Origin of the sequence: Lentilitoribacter sp. EG35, from assembly GCF_040784015.1 — a bacterium.
Taxonomy (GTDB): Bacteria; Pseudomonadota; Alphaproteobacteria; order Rhizobiales; family Rhizobiaceae; genus Lentilitoribacter.
This window is the reverse complement of the sequence record NZ_JBFNGQ010000008.1, coordinates 147,393-163,099: the sequence shown is the minus strand read 5'-3', so window position 1 is coordinate 163,099 and position 15,707 is coordinate 147,393. Positions and strand designations below refer to the sequence as shown.

Sequence of the window (15,707 nt, the reverse complement as noted above, 5' to 3'; positions counted from 1 at the left end):
AATTAGCTTAGGTCTTCGGACCTAAGTTTTCGATGAATGGCAATGTGATCTTTCGCTGAAAGTTCGCAAACGGGATTTTGCTTTCTAAATTTAGAAAGCCCAAACTTAGAAAGAATTCACCATGGCAGATATCAAAACAGCCCGGCTAAACTCCGAGAAACTGGCAGATAATTTTGACGACCTTCATGCTCCCATGACCCAACATGAAGCTTTAGTTGAAGCAGATCGATGTTATTTTTGCTATGATGCACCATGCATGACGGCATGCCCAACCAGCATTGATATTCCAATGTTCATTCGTCAAATTTCAGTAGATAATCCTGCTGGATCTGCAAAAACAATTCTCCAATCAAACATCATGGGCGGCATGTGCGCTCGAGTTTGCCCTACGGAAACATTGTGTGAAGAAGTTTGTGTTCGAGAAGTAGCAGAAGGCAAGCCCGTTAAAATTGGCCAGCTTCAACGTTATGCGACCGATCACCTGATGAAAACAACGGATGCGCACCCGTTCACACGGGCAGCAAGCACTGGCAAGAAAGTTGCTGTTGTTGGTGCAGGTCCTGCTGGCCTATCCTGCGCGCACAGACTTGCAATGCATGGTCATGCCGTTACAATTTTTGAAGCGCGAGAGAAAGCTGGCGGGTTGAACGAGTATGGTATCGCAGCTTACAAATCAACCGATCAATTTGCAGCTAAAGAAGTTGAGTTCATTCTTGATATTGGCGGTATTGAGGTCAAAAACGGTGTTAGTCTAGGAAAAGATATTTCCCTTGATGCACTAGAGTCAGATTATGATGCCGTATTCTTGGGTATGGGGTTACCTGGCGTAAATGGATTGGGTCTTGACGGTGAAGATACAAATGGCTGCATTGATGCGGTCGATTACATTTCCCAACTTCGCCAAGCCGACGATTTGTCTACGTTAGAGGTTGGCAGGAATGTTGTTGTTATCGGCGGTGGCATGACCGCAATTGATGTAGCGACGCAAGTAAAGCTTCTTGGAGCCGAGAATGTGACAATTTTCTATCGTCGCGGCGTTGAAAATATGAACGCATCTGAGTACGAGCAAGAAGTTGCTCAAACAAATGGTGTTACTATCCGCCACTGGCTGCAGCCAAACGCGCTGGAAGTGAAAAATGGTGCGATTTCAGCAATTACTATGGAATATACATCTGCATCTGGCGGTTCTTTGTCTGGAACTGGCGAAACTGTTACAGTGGAGGCCGATCAGGTGTTTAAAGCTATTGGCCAAACACCAGCGACAGAGCTTATCACATCATCTGGCATAACAGTTGAAAAAGGCCGCATTGCAGTTGATGAAAATCGCAAGACCAACAAATCAAAAGTCTGGGCTGGCGGTGATTGTGTAGCTGGTGGCGAAGATCTCACTGTTGTCTCTGTTGAAGATGGCAAACTCGCAGCTGAAGACATTCACAAAGCGCTTAGCGCATAACCTGAGCGTATAGGAGAAATTATCATGGCAGACCTCACAACTAATTTTATTGGCATTAAGTCTCCAAATCCATTTTGGCTGGCATCAGCTCCACCGACAGACAAAGAGTATAATGTCCGGAGGGCGTTTGATGCAGGCTGGGGTGGTGTTGTTTGGAAAACACTGGGTGCCGAAGGACCGCCCGTCGTCAACGTCAATGGCCCACGTTACGGTGCTATTTACGGCGCTGATCGTCGTCTGCTTGGTCTTAACAATATCGAACTCATTACCGATCGTGACTTATTTACAAATCTTGAAGAAATGAAGCGCGTTAAGGAAGATTATCCTGATCATGCGCTGATTGCATCCATAATGGTGCCATGTGAAGAGGAAGCATGGAAGGCTATATTACCACTTGTTGAAGAAACTGGCTGTGATGGCGTGGAGCTAAATTTTGGTTGCCCACACGGAATGGCAGAGCGCGGTATGGGATCTGCTGTTGGTCAGGTACCAGAATATATTGAGATGGTGGCACGCTGGTGTAAGCAATACACAAAATTGCCGGTTATCGTGAAATTGACACCAAATATCACCGATATCAGATACCCCGCACAGGCGGCCAAAAATGGTGGTGCTGATGCCGTAAGTCTTATCAACACGATTAATTCAGTTATTGGTGTTGATCTCGATAGTTTTGCACCGCAGCCAACTATTGGCGGCAAAGGCTCACACGGTGGCTATTGTGGCCCAGCGGTCAAACCAATTGCATTGAACATGGTGGCTGAAATATCACGCGACCCGGCAACCGCTGGATTGCCAATTTCAGGAATCGGTGGCATCACTACCTGGCGTGATGCGGCAGAATACATTGCTCTTGGTTGCGGCAATGTACAGGTTTGTACCGCCGCAATGACTTATGGTTTCAAAATCGTTGAAGAAATGAAATCCGGATTAAGTGATTGGATGGATGAAAAGGGATATTCTTCAATTGAAGATTTTCGAAATCTGGCTACGCCAAACGTCACTGATTGGCAGCATTTAGACCTTAACTATGTTGCAAAAGCAAAAATTGATCAAGATCTTTGCATCAGTTGTGGTCGTTGTTTTGCAGCATGTGAAGATACATCACATCAAGCAATTTCCATGAGCGATGATCGCAAATTTGAAGTCATTGATGCCGAATGTGTTGCTTGTAATCTATGTGTGAATGTCTGCCCAGTCGAAGGCTGTATCTCAATGGATGAGATGCAAGCAGGTCAGACGGATCCGCGTACTGGCAAGGTCGTAGAAGATAAATATGCAAACTGGACGACACATCCGAATAATCCAATGGCAAATTTGGAACCTGCGGAATAACACTTGAAAACCTTTCCCGTGGTTTTCGCAAGGCAGCCTTCAGGCTGCCTTTTTCATGCTCAACATATTGAAAATTATTATTTTAATAAAGTTCCCCCAAACAAAAAATGCGCCGAAAATCTCCGGCGCATTTAATAGAATAAGGGGTTGATACTTACTGAGGAATATCGCCAGTAATACCTTCAACATAGAAATTCATTCCAGCTAAAGTACCATCATCAGCGGTCTCGCCTTCTGCAAGCCAATCAGAACCGTCTTGTTTCTTCAATGGACCAGTAAATGGATTATATTCACCGCTGGCTATTGATGCTTTTAGCGCGAGAGCTTCAGCCTTAACATCAGCAGGAACTTTATCTGAGATCTCGCCTATTCCTACCATGCCTGGTGCAATACCATCCCATGTGTCTTTGCTTTCCCAGGTACCATCCATAACCGCTTTTACACGAGCGATGTAGTATGGTGACCAATTATCAATGATTGATGACACACGCGGATAAGGCGCATATTCAGCCATATCAGATGCCTGACCAAATGTTGCAACATTGCCGGCTTTTTGGGCCGCCGCTTGTGGCGCAGTTGAATCTGTATGCTGAAGAATAACATCGGCACCTTGCTCAATCAGCGCGGTTGCAGCGTCAGCTTCTTTTGCAGGGTCAAACCAAGTGTAAGCCCAAACAACTGAGAATTCGACCGCAGGGTTTACTTTTTTGGCATGAATGTATGCAGAGTTAATTCCACGGATAACTTCTGGAATTGGGAAAGATGCGATGTAACCAACTTTGTTGGATTTAGTCATCTTACCAGCAATGTGACCCTGGATAGCACGGCCTTCATAAAAACGCGCTGAATAAGTTGAAACATTGTCTGCACGCTTATAACCAGTTGCATGTTCAAATTTTACATCAGGAAATTTGGCCGCAACTGCAATTGTTGGATCCATATAACCAAAGGATGTTGTGAAAATAAGCTTTGCGCCTGAAAGCGCCATCTGCGTAATCACACGCTCAGCGTCTGCCCCTTCTGGAACATTTTCTTGAAACACTGTTTCTACTTTATCACCAAATTCAGCTTCAACAGCCTTACGGCCCTGATCATGCTCATAAGTCCAGCCGCCGTCGCCAACAGGTCCAACATATACAAACCCTACTTTAGTTTTATCCATAGCAAATGTTGCTGACATGGACAGTGCCATCGCAGCAACGGTTCCTAAAAGGACGGATCTACGTTTTATCATCGTTGTTTTCTCCTTGGTTTTTCTTTTTATATTCAATGCTTAATGTGAAGCATGGAAAGGGCGGCCCAAACAAGCGGGCGCTGTGAGTGAGGCACGACCTTGGCCTCGTTTTCTGGGTGCCGACATGATGACCAACACGATTATAGTAATCAGATACGGCGACATCGACAAATATTCAACAGGAACGGCGAGACCCGCTGCCTGTAAATTAAGCTGCAAAACAGTAACGCCACCAAATATATATGCGCCAAGTAAAACACGTAACGGGCGCCATGAACCAAAAACCACAATGGCAAGTGCAATCCATCCAGCGCCTGCTGTCATGCCTTCCGTCCATTGCGGAACACGAACAAGGCTGAGATATGCACCACCTAAACCCGCACATCCGCCGCCAAATAATATGGCAAGAACGCGAACGCGAATAACCTTATACCCAAGAGCGTGTGCAGCATCATGATTTTCTCCGACGGCACGTAATATCAAGCCAATACGTGAGTATTTAAGCATCGCCCAAATTGCAAAACAAAGACCAAGTGTAAGATAAACCATCAAGTCATGGTTAAAAAACATGGACCCCAGGATAGGAATATCCGTAAGTGGTCCAAGATCAAGTTTTGATACAGCAGGCGGCCGAATTCCAACATACCCTTGTCCAATGAGAGAAGAAAAACCAAGGCCGAAAAGCGTAAGCGCCAAACCAGTAGCAACCTGATTAGACAACAAATATTGCGTTAAAAATGCAAAAATGAGCGATAAAGCAGCCGCACCAACTGCACCGGCAACAAAACCTAAAGAAGGCGATCCTGTTTCAACCGCAACTGCAAAACCACAGATAGCACCAAGGATCATCATACCTTCAACACCCAAATTAAGAACACCTGCACGCTCAACAACAAGTTCGCCGAGAGCCGCAAGAATAATGGGTGTTGCAGCCACCATTAAAGAAGCAATGAGAAGACTGGGAGAAATTGCTGATAGATCCATTATGCTACTCCCCGCGTACTAATTCGAAACCGATAATTCGTCAAAACGTCAACTGCGAGAAGAAAGAATAGCAACATACCTTGGAATGCTTGAATAGCTGCGCTTGGCACATTGAGCATGAAGCTCGCAAGCTCACCGCCAATATAAGTCAACGCCATTAACAATCCGGCCAGCAAAATACCAATAGGATGTAGCCTCCCCAAAAACGCAACGATGATGGCAGTAAATCCATAACCAACATTAAAATCAATATTAATTTGGCCGGCAGGGCCTGATACTTCAAACAAACCTGCAAGACCAGCAAGCGCACCTGATGTGCCGAGGCAAAATAAGACCAATACCCCGGGAGAAACTCCGGCAAATTTAGCAGCTTTTGGTGCTTCTCCTGCAAGACGAATTTGAAATCCCATCATGTGACGCGCAAATAGAACATATGCAAAGATGACAGCAATCAACGCGGCAACAACACCCCAATGCATACCAGTTCCTGCAATAAGTTCAGGATTATAAGCGGATGCATATTCTTTCAAATTTCGGGAACCTGGAAAACCAGCGCCATCCGGGTTTCTTAGAGCACCCAATGATACAGACGCTAAAATGAATTCGGCTACATAAACTAAAAGCAACGATACCAGTATCTCATTCGTGTGATATTTAACTCGTAAAAATCCTGGGATCATTCCCCATAAAAAACCACCAACAGCACCTGCAATGACCATGAGCGGGAAGATAAAAACACTTTCCGTTGGATAGAATGCGAGCCCAACCGCTGCACCACAGATAGCGCCAATAATATACTGCCCTTCAGCACCAATATTCCAAACACCAGCTTTAAAGCCGATTGATAGGCCTATCGCGATTAAAATAAGAGGGGCTGCCTTGACCAACAATTGCGGACGTGAAAATGCAGCAAACTGCTCACTGAATAGCGGGTCCCAAAAAATCGTCCGGATTGCTTCAAATGGGTCTTTACCTAAAATCGCAAACATAATGCTTCCTGCGATCATAGTTGCAATAACCGCAAGTAAGGGTGTTGTAACAGTCCAGAATTTCGACGGCTGTGGTCGTTTTTCAAGAATAATCATACAGCAGGCTCCGCTAGTTCTGATAAAGCAGGTTGGTCAGAACTTTGCGCGCCACCCATCATAAGACCAATTTTTTCCAAACTCAGTGATGTCGTTTCCACCGGCTTAGATAATTCTCCAGAATTAAGCGCCGCAAACCAGTCTGAAATTTCTAACAACTCATCAAGGTCTTGGGATATTACAATAACAGCGGCGCCCTGATCAGCAAGATCTAGTAGGGCCTGCCGAATTGTTGCAGCTGCGGCGGCATCAACACCCCAAGTCGGTTGATTAACAATAAGCACCTCAGGATCTTGCAGAATTTCCCGCCCGACTACAAATTTTTGCAAATTACCACCGGACAAAGCTCGTGCGGCAGTATTTTCAGACGGTGTGCGAACATCAAATGATTTTATAATCTCTTTGGCAAAGTCACTTGTTTGCCGCCAATTTATAAATCCATTACTTTCTAATGCTTTACGTCTTGATGCGCTTAACAAAGCGTTCTCCGTCAAAGACATGTTCGGCGAAGCGGAATGCCCTAAACGTTCTTCTGGAGCTGCAAGTATTCCTAGTTCACGACGTTGGTTCGGCCCTAGTTTCCCAATAGGCTTATCATGCAGTTTGATTTCATGGTCTGGACTTTTGATTTCACCAGATACCACCGACGTTAACTCATCCTGACCGTTACCAGCTACGCCGCCAATACCCAAAACTTCGCCCGTACGAATTGAAATATTTATGTCTTTAAGTGATGTTCCAAACATACTAAGCGCAGGCAAACTAAGATTGTCAATCTTAAGAACCACATCGCCAACATTTCGCTGCTTCTTTTCAGGAACATGAAGCGTTGCATCAACCATCATCTCGGCCATAGCGCGGGCTGTCTCAACACGTGGATTGCATGTTGCAACCTTTTTGCCATGTCGCAAAATCGTAGCCGTATCACATAGAGTACGTATCTCTTCGAGTTTGTGAGAAATGTACAAAATTGACCGCCCTTCACTACGTAACTTCTCCAGTGTGTGAAACAGGATCTCAACTTCTTGCGGCGTGAGTACACTCGTCGGCTCATCCATAATAAGCAGCTTAGGGTTCTGCAAGAGACAACGAATGATCTCAACACGTTGGCGTTCACCAGCAGACAGATCACCCACAAGTTGCGCCGGATCAAGCGGCAGTCCATAGCTTTCTGAAACATCTCGAATTTGCGCTGCTAAATCCTGCATCTTTGGTGGGTTTTCCATTCCAAGCGCAATATTTTCGGCGACATCCAGCGCTTCGAAAAGCGAAAAATGCTGAAACACCATCGCAACGCCTGACGCGCGAGCGGCCCTTGGTTCACTAGGCGCATAGGTCTGACCTAAAAGCTGCATCTTTCCAGCATCAGGTTTAACCAGTCCGTATATCATTTTGACAAGAGTAGATTTACCGGCACCATTTTCACCCAAAAGAGCGTGAATCTCCCCAACACCAATATCAAAACTCACATCATCATTAGCTTTAACGCCTGGATAAGTCTTTGTCAGACCGCTAATTTCTAAAAGATTTTCGTCACTTACAATGTTCAAACTGCTCCACCCAAACCCAATTCAACATGAAATTAAGTGTATCGAAGTCCGTCTCCGACGACAATGGCTTCAAGCTTGTCCACAAGCAGATTTACCTAAATTATGAAAGTTTAGTCATGATAAGATCAGACTTTCATCAATATGTATAAGAACCTTCAAATGGATGCATAGAAAAGCATATCTGAGTAAAACTTGGCGTTTAAGAGGGTTTCATTCAATAAATATTACAAGTACATTCGCTCTCAACGCGATATGAGGATTAAAATGGCAGGCTTTGAAACTCGAGATTGGGACAATGCATATGAGAATCGAGGCCATATTGTTGGAAGCACAGAAATTGCCGAGGCTTGGGTTAAAAACGCAAAAGCATTTCGCAACCTCGCAAAGTCCGATTTAAACATTACAACCAATGACAGTGGAGCATCACGTTACGATATATTTTGGCCGAACGATAAGCCAAAAGGTATATTTGTCTTTGTACATGGCGGCTATTGGCAAGTTACAGATAAATCAACATGGTCGCATTTAGCTAAAGGTGCAGTCGATGCTGGTTGGGCTGCAGTCATACCGGCGTATGATCTGTGCCCCAAAGTCAGTATCGATAACATTATCACAATGGTTGCAACGTCCATAAACCATGTAGCAAAAACAATTCCAGGACCTATTATTTTGACCGGTCATTCTGCTGGCGGCCATCTTGTTGCAACGATGTGCACAACCAACACCCGGTTGGATCATACAGTCTGCGAACGCATAAAACACGTCGTACCCATATCAGGCCTTTGTGATCTTCGACCCCTTCTTAAAACCAAGATCAACGACGCATTACGACTGGACTGGCAAACAGCCAGCGCACTAAGTCCTGTGCTGCAACAGCCTATACCAAATACTCGGTTGACCGCTTGGGTTGGCGCAAATGAACGTTCAGAATTTTTGCGCCAAAATAGGTTGCTCGCCGACATGTGGCATGGACTGGGTGCAAACACGCAAATCATCGAAGAACCTGATAAGCATCATTTTTCGGTTATCAATGGACTAGAAGATCAAAATTCCATTTTGATGAAAACAATACTTAATGACATTTGAATAAGTAGACTTGTTCAAACAGGAGCACAATTTGAAGAAAGAAGCATTCCACCTCCCCGAGGACACAATCTATCTTGATGGCAATTCGCTTGGTCCATTGCCAAAAACTGCTTCTGAACGGTTAAGTAAAACCATCCATAATGAATGGGGTGAGATGCTCATAAAAGGCTGGAACGAAGCCGGTTGGATGGATCAACCAAGAAAGTTAGGCGACAAACTAGGTTTACTTCTAGGTTGCGCCCAAGGCAGTATAGTTTTGGGTGACACACTTTCTATCAAAGTTTATCAAGCACTTGCAGCGGCGTTGAATATGTCTGCCAATCGTAAAGTTGTTTTATCCGATAGCGGTAATTTTCCAACAGACCTTTACATGGCCGATGGCCTGCTTAAAACCCTCGACAAAGGACACGAATTACGTATAGTGGCGCCAGAAGATGTCATAAGCAACATCACTGATGAAATAGCCGTCCTGATGCTTACACAAGTAGATTATCGAACAGGCCGAATGCATGACATGAACCAACTCACTCAAGCGGCACATGATGTCGGTACTGTTGTCATCTGGGATTTAGCTCATTCGGCTGGCGCTGTGCCTGTAAATATGGCCCAAAGCAACGCCGAGTTTGCCGTTGGTTGCACTTATAAGTACCTTAATGGCGGACCAGGTGCCCCCGCCTTCATCTATTCTCGGCCAGATATCGCAGACCTGATCGAACCAGCGTTAAGTGGATGGCTAGGTCATGAAGCGCCATTTGAATTTGATAGAGATTATCGGCCTGCAAAAGGTAATGAACGAATGCGCGTGGGAACGCCTCCGATAATTCAACTAGCTGTACTTGAGGCAGCATTGGATATTTGGGATGACATATCCATTGAAGATATCCGAACCAAATCTATTGAGCTTTCTGAGTTGTTCATCAAGGAAGTGGAAGAACGCTGCCCGCAGTTAAAACTTGCTAGCCCACGCAATCCTTCAACTCGAGGTTCACAAATCTCTTTTACATTCGAACACGGATACGCTGTAATGCAGGCGTTAATCAATGAGGGTGTCATAGGTGACTTTCGCGCACCAGATATAATTCGGTTCGGTTTCGCTCCTCTTTATAATGATGCCGACGATGTGTTGGGAGCTGCCAACATTCTAGAAAACATCATGACCAACAAGATCTGGGATCAACCAAAGTTTAAAAAACGAGCAGCTGTCACTTGAGCCAAGAAGACCGGCGGTGTTAAATGCAACTCAAATATCAATAGAAAAGGCGGTTCAATATTTGGAAACCGACCGCTGGAAGGAAAAATAATGGGTACTGAAGGGTTGATGAACGTTGTTTTCGTTCAAATTAGATGCAAACCGGGCTCAACATATAAAGTTGCTGATGCACTCTATGAAATGGAAATTTGTTCAGAACTTTTCTCCACCAGCGGAGAATGGGACTTGATGGCAAAGATTTACCCACCTGACAATGCCGATGTAGGTATTTTTTTGAATGATCATGTTGGTTCTATTGAAGGCGTAGAACGAACACTTACGACACTAACTTTCAAAGCTTTTTGCTAGTTCTTGTCCAATTTTAGCAGCCCCTCATAGTTCAAAAGCAGATGGATTCATCCACAACTTAACCATTTAAAAAAAACGACCTTACGAGTTGTGAAAAAGACTCGCAAAACTCGCTTTAGGTGACTAGAGTGCTTCATTAATGCAGGGCAAAAACAATAAATACCTTGCACGATACATAAATATGTATTTCCACGATTAGTTTTTTACGGGAGACAAATATGAAAAAACTACTTCTTGCAACGGCTGCAGCGGCAGCTCTTCTAACATCACCAGTTCTAGCAGATGACCACGGTCCTATTAAAATTGGTGTACTTCTTAGCTTTACTGGTCCAATTGAATCTCTAACACCTGGCATGGGCGGCAGTGCTGAACTTGCTATGAAAGAAGTCAATGAAAGCGGAAAGCTTCTTGGCGGCAAACAAGTTGAATCTGTTCGCGCTGATGCGACATGTATCGATTCAGCTGCAGCTACTGCAGCGGCAGAACGTTTGGTTACATCTGATAAAGTGTCAGTCATCATGGGTGCTGACTGTTCTGGTGTTACTGGCGCAGTGTTGCAAAATGTTGCACGTGCAAATGGTATCGTGATGATTTCACCATCAGCAACCTCTCCTGCTTTAACAACAGCAGAAGATGATGGGCTTTTCTTCCGCACAGCTCCATCTGATGCACGTCAAGGCGAAGTTCTTGCCGAAATCATGATGGAAAAAGGCATAAAATCTGCTGCGTTGACATATACAAACAACGATTATGGTAAAGGTCTTGCTGATGCCATTCAATCAAGCTTCGAAGCAATAGGTGGTAAAGTTACTATCTCTGCAGCTCATGAAGATGGTAAAGGCGACTACTCAGCTGAAGTTGCAGCGTTAGCGCAAGCTGGTGGTGATGCTCTGGTCGTTGCTGGTTATCTTGACCAAGGTGGTAAGGGCGTTATCCAAGGTGCACTTGATTCAGGTGCTTTTGACATGTTTGCTTTACCCGATGGTATGATAGGCGATTCACTTCCTGCTGCAATCGGCGCGGACCTTAACGGCTCATTTGGAACAAAACCAGGTTCTGAAAGCAAGGGTAATGAAATATTTAATGCAATGGCTGACAAAGCTGGCATTAAATCAGATGCATATTCAGCAGAATCATATGATGCTGCTGCGCTTCTAATGCTAGCAATGCAAGCTGCAAATTCTTCAAAATCTGCCGATGTTAAAGGTAAGATCATGGATGTAGCAAATGCTCCAGGCGAAAAAATTCTTCCTGGCGAACTCGGCAAGGCACTAGAAATTCTAGCTGCTGGTGGTGACGTTGATTATGTCGGCGCAAGTGCTGTCGAATTGATCGGTGCTGGAGAATCTGCTGGTACTTACCAACAAATTCTCATTGATGACGAAAAAGTAACCGTCACAAATTTCCGCTAGTTTTAAAAGATAATTGCAGCCCTGCCTCTCGGTTGGGCTGCTTTTTTCAATCAGATGATTAGGTCATACATATGATTGTTGTGAACGATTTGCACAAGCATTTCGGAGGGCTTCGTGCCGTCGATGGGGCATCACTTGAAATTAAAACCGGTTCAATCACTGGACTTATTGGCCCAAATGGCGCTGGAAAAACAACGCTGTTTAATATTATTGCTGGGCATTACAAACCCACATCCGGACAAGTGTTTTTAGATGGTGAAGATATCAGCGGATTAACACCGCATGAATTATTTGCCAAAGGTCTTTTGCGTACCTTTCAAATCGCACATGAATTCTCTTCCCTCACAGTTCGTGAAAATTTGATGATGGTGCCTGATAGACAGTTAGGCGAAAACCTGATCGACACATGGATCAGACCTTCCAAAGTTCGCGAACAAGAGGAAATAGTTCGTCAGAAAGCAAATGACGTTATTGAGTTTTTGGAAATCTCACATGTTGCCGATGAACTTGCCGGCAACTTGTCTGGTGGACAAAAGAAGCTCCTAGAACTTGGGCGCACGATGATGGTCGATGCAAAAATCGTCTTCCTTGATGAAGTCGGTGCCGGGGTAAACAGGACGTTGCTCAATACAATTGGTGATGCAATTTTGCGGCTTAACAAAGAGCAAGGTTATACATTTTGCATGATCGAGCACGACATGGAGTTCATTTCTAGGCTCTGCGATCCTGTTATCTGCATGGCAGAGGGACGCGTGCTCGCACAGGGCACTGCCGAAGAAGTTAAAAACAACGAGGAAGTTATTGAGGCTTATCTCGGTACTGGACTAAAAAACAAAACACCAAATCAATCAAAGCCCGTTCAATCAAAAAAGGAAACCGTAAAATGAGTTTTCTGATTGGCAAAAATATGACCGGCGGATATGGCAGCGCAGATATTTTGCACGACTGCACCATCGGTGTGGAAAAGGGTGAAATCGCAGTTATCGTTGGACCTAACGGCGCAGGAAAATCCACAGCAATGAAAGCCGTTTTTGGCATGCTCTCTCTCCGTAAAGGCGGCGTCTTCATGGATGGTGAGGATATCACAAAACTTTCACCGCAAGATCGGGTCAAGATCGGCATGGGATTCGTTCCCCAAACCAGCAACGTATTCACCTCAATGTCTGTTGAAGAAAATTTGGAGATGGGTGCATTTATCCGCAATGATGATATCAACGAAACCATGGAACAAGTCTTTGAATTGTTTCCTATTTTGCACGCAAAACGAAAGCAGGCAGCGGGTGAATTATCCGGCGGACAACGTCAACAGGTTGCTGTAGGACGTTCACTGATGACCAAACCAAAAGTACTTATGCTTGATGAACCGACCGCTGGCGTATCGCCTATTGTAATGGATGAGTTATTCGATCGGATTATTGAGATCGCTAAAACCGGAATTGCAATTTTGATGGTGGAACAAAATGCCAAACAAGCTTTGAATATTGCTGATAAGGGCTATGTTCTAGTACAAGGCGAAAATAGATACACAGATACAGGCGAAGCATTGATGAACAATCCTGATGTTCGTCGCGCTTTCTTGGGAGGATAGCGCCATGATGGATTTTCTAAACAGCCTTGTCCTGCTCGCCAACTTTCTCATTATTCCCGGGTTGGTATATGGGTCCCAACTCGCTTTGGGCGCACTTGGTGTTACACTCATTTACGGCATTCTCCGGTTTTCAAATTTCGCTCATGGTGAAACCATGGCATTTGGGACAATGCTTACCATTTTGGTAACGGCGGCGATGAAATCCGCCGGTGTATCTTTTGGCATATTACCTACTGCATTATTGGCACTGCCATTTGGCATAGCAGGTGCGATCATTTTATGCCTCACAACCGATAAGCTGGTTTATAAATTTTACCGCCAGCAGCGTTCAGTTCCTGTAATTTTTCTCATTGCATCGCTTGGTGTGATGTTCTTCTATAATGGTCTCATCCGATTTGTTATCGGCCCTGGGGATCAAATATTCACAGACGGAACACGCTTCATTGTCAAAGCGCGAGAATTTAAGGAACTTACTGGGCTGAATGAAGGATTAGCGTTTAAGACAACGCAAGGAATAACCATTCTTGTCACCATTTTGATCGTGGCTGGCCTATTCTGGTTCTTGAATAAGACAAAAACCGGAAAGTCTATGCGTGCCTATTCCGATAACAGAGATCTGGCATTGCTTTCAGGTATCAATCCAGATCATGTTGTAAAAATTGTATGGATTCTAACAGCTATATTAGCAACCGTTGCTGGCACGCTTTACGGCTTGGACAAAAGTTTCAAACCTTTCACATATTTACAACTACTCCTGCCAATCTTTGCAGCCGCTATTGTGGGTGGTCTTGGAAGTCCAATTGGTGCCATAGCCGGCGGTTTTATTATTGCCTTTTCGGAAATTTCTGTGACATTCGCTTACCGTAAGTTTTTAACTTATAATCTTCCGGAAGGATGGGCACCTGAAGGTCTCGTACAACTTCTATCCACGGATTATAAATTTGCCGTTTCATTCGCAATTCTAGTCGTTGTCCTCCTGGTCCGACCAACAGGTATATTCAGGGGGCAATCGATATGATGAGTAATTTTAAAGGCGCAACAAGAAACGTCTCCATGTTCGCCATTATGGCGGTTTTATTTATCGTCGTTGGCCAAGCTCAAAGCTGGCCGTTAGCACTTACTATTCTTAACCTTTGCCTCATCTCATCGATCATGGCGTTGGGGGTTAATATTCAATGGGGATATGCTGGACTTTTAAATGTCGGCGTTATGGGGTTTGCAGCTCTTGGCGGCGTTGCCGCTGTGCTTGTATCATCACAACCTGTGCCTGCCGCATGGGAAGCGGGCGGCTCTGGAATCTTATTGATGCTACTCACATATGTTGTCGCAATAGCGTTGATCACATTTATATATTTCAAGCTTAAACGCCCTCTTCGGGGTATTGCTATCTTTATAGTTGCCGTCATTGGCTATTTTGTATCTCGTAGTTTTTATGACCCAGCTTCTGTCGCCATCGAGGCAGTTGATTCCGCTGCAACAGGTAATTTGGGAGGTTTAGGCTTACCCATTATGCTGTCATGGCTTGTTGGCGGGTTATTTGCCGCTGCCGCTGCGTGGGTTGTTGGAAAAATTTCACTCGGATTACGATCGGATTATTTGGCCATAGCCACCTTAGGCATTTCTGAAATTATCATTGCTTTTTTGAAAAATGAAGATTGGCTAACTCGAGGTGTAAAAAATGTTACGGGTCTTCCGCGCCCTGTTCCTTATGAAGTTGATATACAACAATCAGCTTATTATCAGCAATTGGCTTCAGATTGGGGAATGTCGATAATTGACCTCTCATCTGTAGTTGTAAAACTATGTTACGCCGGTTTATTTGCGGTCGTTCTACTCGCACTTCTTTATCTGGCTGAAAAAGCGCTTCGCTCACCGTGGGGCCGAATGATGCGTGCAATTCGAGACAATGAAACTGCCGCAGAAGCTATGGGGAAAAATGTTAAAGGCCGCCATTTACAGGTGTTCATATTGGGATCCGCTGTCATTGGGATTGCGGGCGCTATGCTCACCACATTGGACGGTCAGTTTACCCCTGGTTCCTATCAACCATTGCGTTTCACATTCCTTATCTGGGTAATGGTGATCGTCGGAGGCTCCGGAAATAACTGGGGTGCTATCCTGGGTGGTTTTGTTATCTGGTTCTTCTGGGTTGAAGCAGAGCCGTTGGGCCTCTGGTTAATGGATACGATTACATCTGGCATGGCAGATGATAGCCCACTGCGCGAGCACCTTCTAAAGAGTGCTGCCCATATGCGTCTTATGACTATGGGTGTTATTCTTCTGCTCGTTCTTCGATTCACACCGCGAGGATTAATTCCAGAACGAAAAGCCTGAGTAAGTTCAAGCATTTAGTCGAACACAGTCTTAATAAATGATGCTCGTCTATACTTAATAATCATAGTATTGTTTTTGTAATCGAAGT

The 15,707-nt window shown here is 44.7% G+C and carries 14 protein-coding genes; 10 read left to right on the top strand and 4 right to left on the bottom strand.

Going from position 1 to position 15,707, the window contains the following annotated elements:
* Positions 1–121 precede the first annotated feature (121 nt).
* Both AB2J24_RS14625 and preA read left to right on the top strand, forming a co-directional pair.
* Positions 122–1,453 carry an NAD(P)-dependent oxidoreductase gene (locus AB2J24_RS14625; protein ID WP_367385975.1) on the top strand — a complete coding sequence of 444 codons (1,332 nt, stop codon included), beginning with the start codon at positions 122–124 and terminating at the stop codon, positions 1,451–1,453.
* Positions 1,454–1,477: 24 nt separating this feature from the next.
* A complete protein-coding gene (gene preA / locus AB2J24_RS14620; RefSeq protein ID WP_162654674.1) occupies positions 1,478–2,788 on the top strand; it encodes an NAD-dependent dihydropyrimidine dehydrogenase subunit PreA in 1,311 nt (436 codons plus the stop codon).
* Positions 2,789–2,942: 154 nt separating this feature from the next.
* On the opposite strand, the gene AB2J24_RS14615 is transcribed toward preA, so the two are convergent.
* The 4 genes from AB2J24_RS14615 to AB2J24_RS14600 are packed head-to-tail and all read right to left on the bottom strand — an operon-like array spanning position 2,943 to position 7,641.
* Positions 2,943–4,019 carry a BMP family ABC transporter substrate-binding protein gene (locus AB2J24_RS14615; protein WP_367386010.1) on the bottom strand — a complete coding sequence of 359 codons (1,077 nt, stop codon included), beginning with the start codon at positions 4,017–4,019 and terminating at the stop codon, positions 2,943–2,945.
* Between the two features lie 42 nt (positions 4,020–4,061).
* Positions 4,062–5,006 (bottom strand): ABC transporter permease, encoded by a 945-nt coding sequence (locus AB2J24_RS14610; RefSeq protein WP_367385974.1) that lies wholly within the window; start codon positions 5,004–5,006, stop codon positions 4,062–4,064.
* On the bottom strand, positions 5,006–6,091 hold the full coding sequence (locus AB2J24_RS14605) for an ABC transporter permease (RefSeq protein WP_162654671.1): 1,086 nt from the start codon (positions 6,089–6,091) through the stop codon (positions 5,006–5,008). Before AB2J24_RS14605 ends, AB2J24_RS14610 begins: the two co-directional genes overlap by 1 nt.
* Complete coding sequence (locus AB2J24_RS14600; RefSeq protein WP_367385973.1) at positions 6,088–7,641, bottom strand: ABC transporter ATP-binding protein; 1,554 nt, start codon at positions 7,639–7,641, stop codon at positions 6,088–6,090. The genes AB2J24_RS14605 and AB2J24_RS14600 overlap by 4 nt, the downstream gene beginning before the upstream one ends.
* Positions 7,642–7,905: 264 nt before the next feature.
* Here AB2J24_RS14600 and AB2J24_RS14595 point away from each other — a divergent pair, with 264 nt between their 5' ends.
* The 8 genes from AB2J24_RS14595 to AB2J24_RS14560 all read left to right on the top strand — a co-directional run bounded on the left by AB2J24_RS14595 (position 7,906) and on the right by AB2J24_RS14560 (position 15,619).
* Entirely contained in the window at positions 7,906–8,727 is an 822-nt protein-coding gene (locus AB2J24_RS14595) for an alpha/beta hydrolase (RefSeq protein ID WP_367385972.1), read from the top strand.
* A gap of 31 nt (positions 8,728–8,758) precedes the next feature.
* Positions 8,759–9,937: a kynureninase gene (kynU, locus tag AB2J24_RS14590; protein WP_367385971.1), complete on the top strand. Its 1,179-nt coding sequence runs from the start codon at positions 8,759–8,761 to the stop codon at positions 9,935–9,937.
* A gap of 108 nt (positions 9,938–10,045) precedes the next feature.
* Positions 10,046–10,285, top strand: a complete 240-nt coding sequence (locus AB2J24_RS14585) for an Lrp/AsnC ligand binding domain-containing protein (protein WP_162654899.1) — start codon at positions 10,046–10,048, stop codon at positions 10,283–10,285.
* 218 nt (positions 10,286–10,503) lie between these two features.
* Positions 10,504–11,697: an ABC transporter substrate-binding protein gene (locus tag AB2J24_RS14580; RefSeq protein WP_162654668.1), complete on the top strand. Its 1,194-nt coding sequence runs from the start codon at positions 10,504–10,506 to the stop codon at positions 11,695–11,697.
* 71 nt (positions 11,698–11,768) lie between these two features.
* Positions 11,769–12,584: an ABC transporter ATP-binding protein gene (locus AB2J24_RS14575; RefSeq protein WP_367385970.1), complete on the top strand. Its 816-nt coding sequence runs from the start codon at positions 11,769–11,771 to the stop codon at positions 12,582–12,584.
* Positions 12,581–13,285 (top strand): ABC transporter ATP-binding protein, encoded by a 705-nt coding sequence (locus tag AB2J24_RS14570; protein WP_162654666.1) that lies wholly within the window; start codon positions 12,581–12,583, stop codon positions 13,283–13,285. Before AB2J24_RS14575 ends, AB2J24_RS14570 begins: the two co-directional genes overlap by 4 nt.
* Positions 13,286–13,289: 4 nt before the next feature.
* The gene (locus tag AB2J24_RS14565) at positions 13,290–14,303 is read left to right on the top strand and encodes a branched-chain amino acid ABC transporter permease (RefSeq protein ID WP_367385969.1); all 1,014 of its coding nucleotides are present in this window, start codon (positions 13,290–13,292) and stop codon (positions 14,301–14,303) included.
* Positions 14,300–15,619 (top strand): branched-chain amino acid ABC transporter permease, encoded by a 1,320-nt coding sequence (locus AB2J24_RS14560; RefSeq protein ID WP_367385968.1) that lies wholly within the window; start codon positions 14,300–14,302, stop codon positions 15,617–15,619. The genes AB2J24_RS14565 and AB2J24_RS14560 overlap by 4 nt, the downstream gene beginning before the upstream one ends.
* Positions 15,620–15,707 lie beyond the last annotated feature (88 nt).

Excerpts from the sequence above, each read along its gene's own strand:
- AB2J24_RS14580 (WP_162654668.1), top strand. The coding sequence starts at position 10,504 with ATGAAAAAACTACTTCTTGCAACGGCTGCAGCGGCAGCTCTTCTAACA.
- AB2J24_RS14575 (WP_367385970.1), top strand. The coding sequence starts at position 11,769 with ATGATTGTTGTGAACGATTTGCACAAGCATTTCGGAGGGCTTCGTGCC.
- AB2J24_RS14605 (WP_162654671.1), bottom strand. The coding sequence starts at position 6,091 with ATGATTATTCTTGAAAAACGACCACAGCCGTCGAAATTCTGGACTGTT.
- AB2J24_RS14610 (WP_367385974.1), bottom strand. The coding sequence starts at position 5,006 with ATGGATCTATCAGCAATTTCTCCCAGTCTTCTCATTGCTTCTTTAATG.
- AB2J24_RS14585 (WP_162654899.1), top strand. The coding sequence starts at position 10,046 with ATGAACGTTGTTTTCGTTCAAATTAGATGCAAACCGGGCTCAACATAT.
- preA (WP_162654674.1), top strand. The coding sequence starts at position 1,478 with ATGGCAGACCTCACAACTAATTTTATTGGCATTAAGTCTCCAAATCCA.
- AB2J24_RS14625 (WP_367385975.1), top strand. The coding sequence starts at position 122 with ATGGCAGATATCAAAACAGCCCGGCTAAACTCCGAGAAACTGGCAGAT.
- AB2J24_RS14570 (WP_162654666.1), top strand. The coding sequence starts at position 12,581 with ATGAGTTTTCTGATTGGCAAAAATATGACCGGCGGATATGGCAGCGCA.
- AB2J24_RS14560 (WP_367385968.1), top strand. The coding sequence starts at position 14,300 with ATGATGAGTAATTTTAAAGGCGCAACAAGAAACGTCTCCATGTTCGCC.
- AB2J24_RS14595 (WP_367385972.1), top strand. The coding sequence starts at position 7,906 with ATGGCAGGCTTTGAAACTCGAGATTGGGACAATGCATATGAGAATCGA.
- AB2J24_RS14565 (WP_367385969.1), top strand. The coding sequence starts at position 13,290 with ATGATGGATTTTCTAAACAGCCTTGTCCTGCTCGCCAACTTTCTCATT.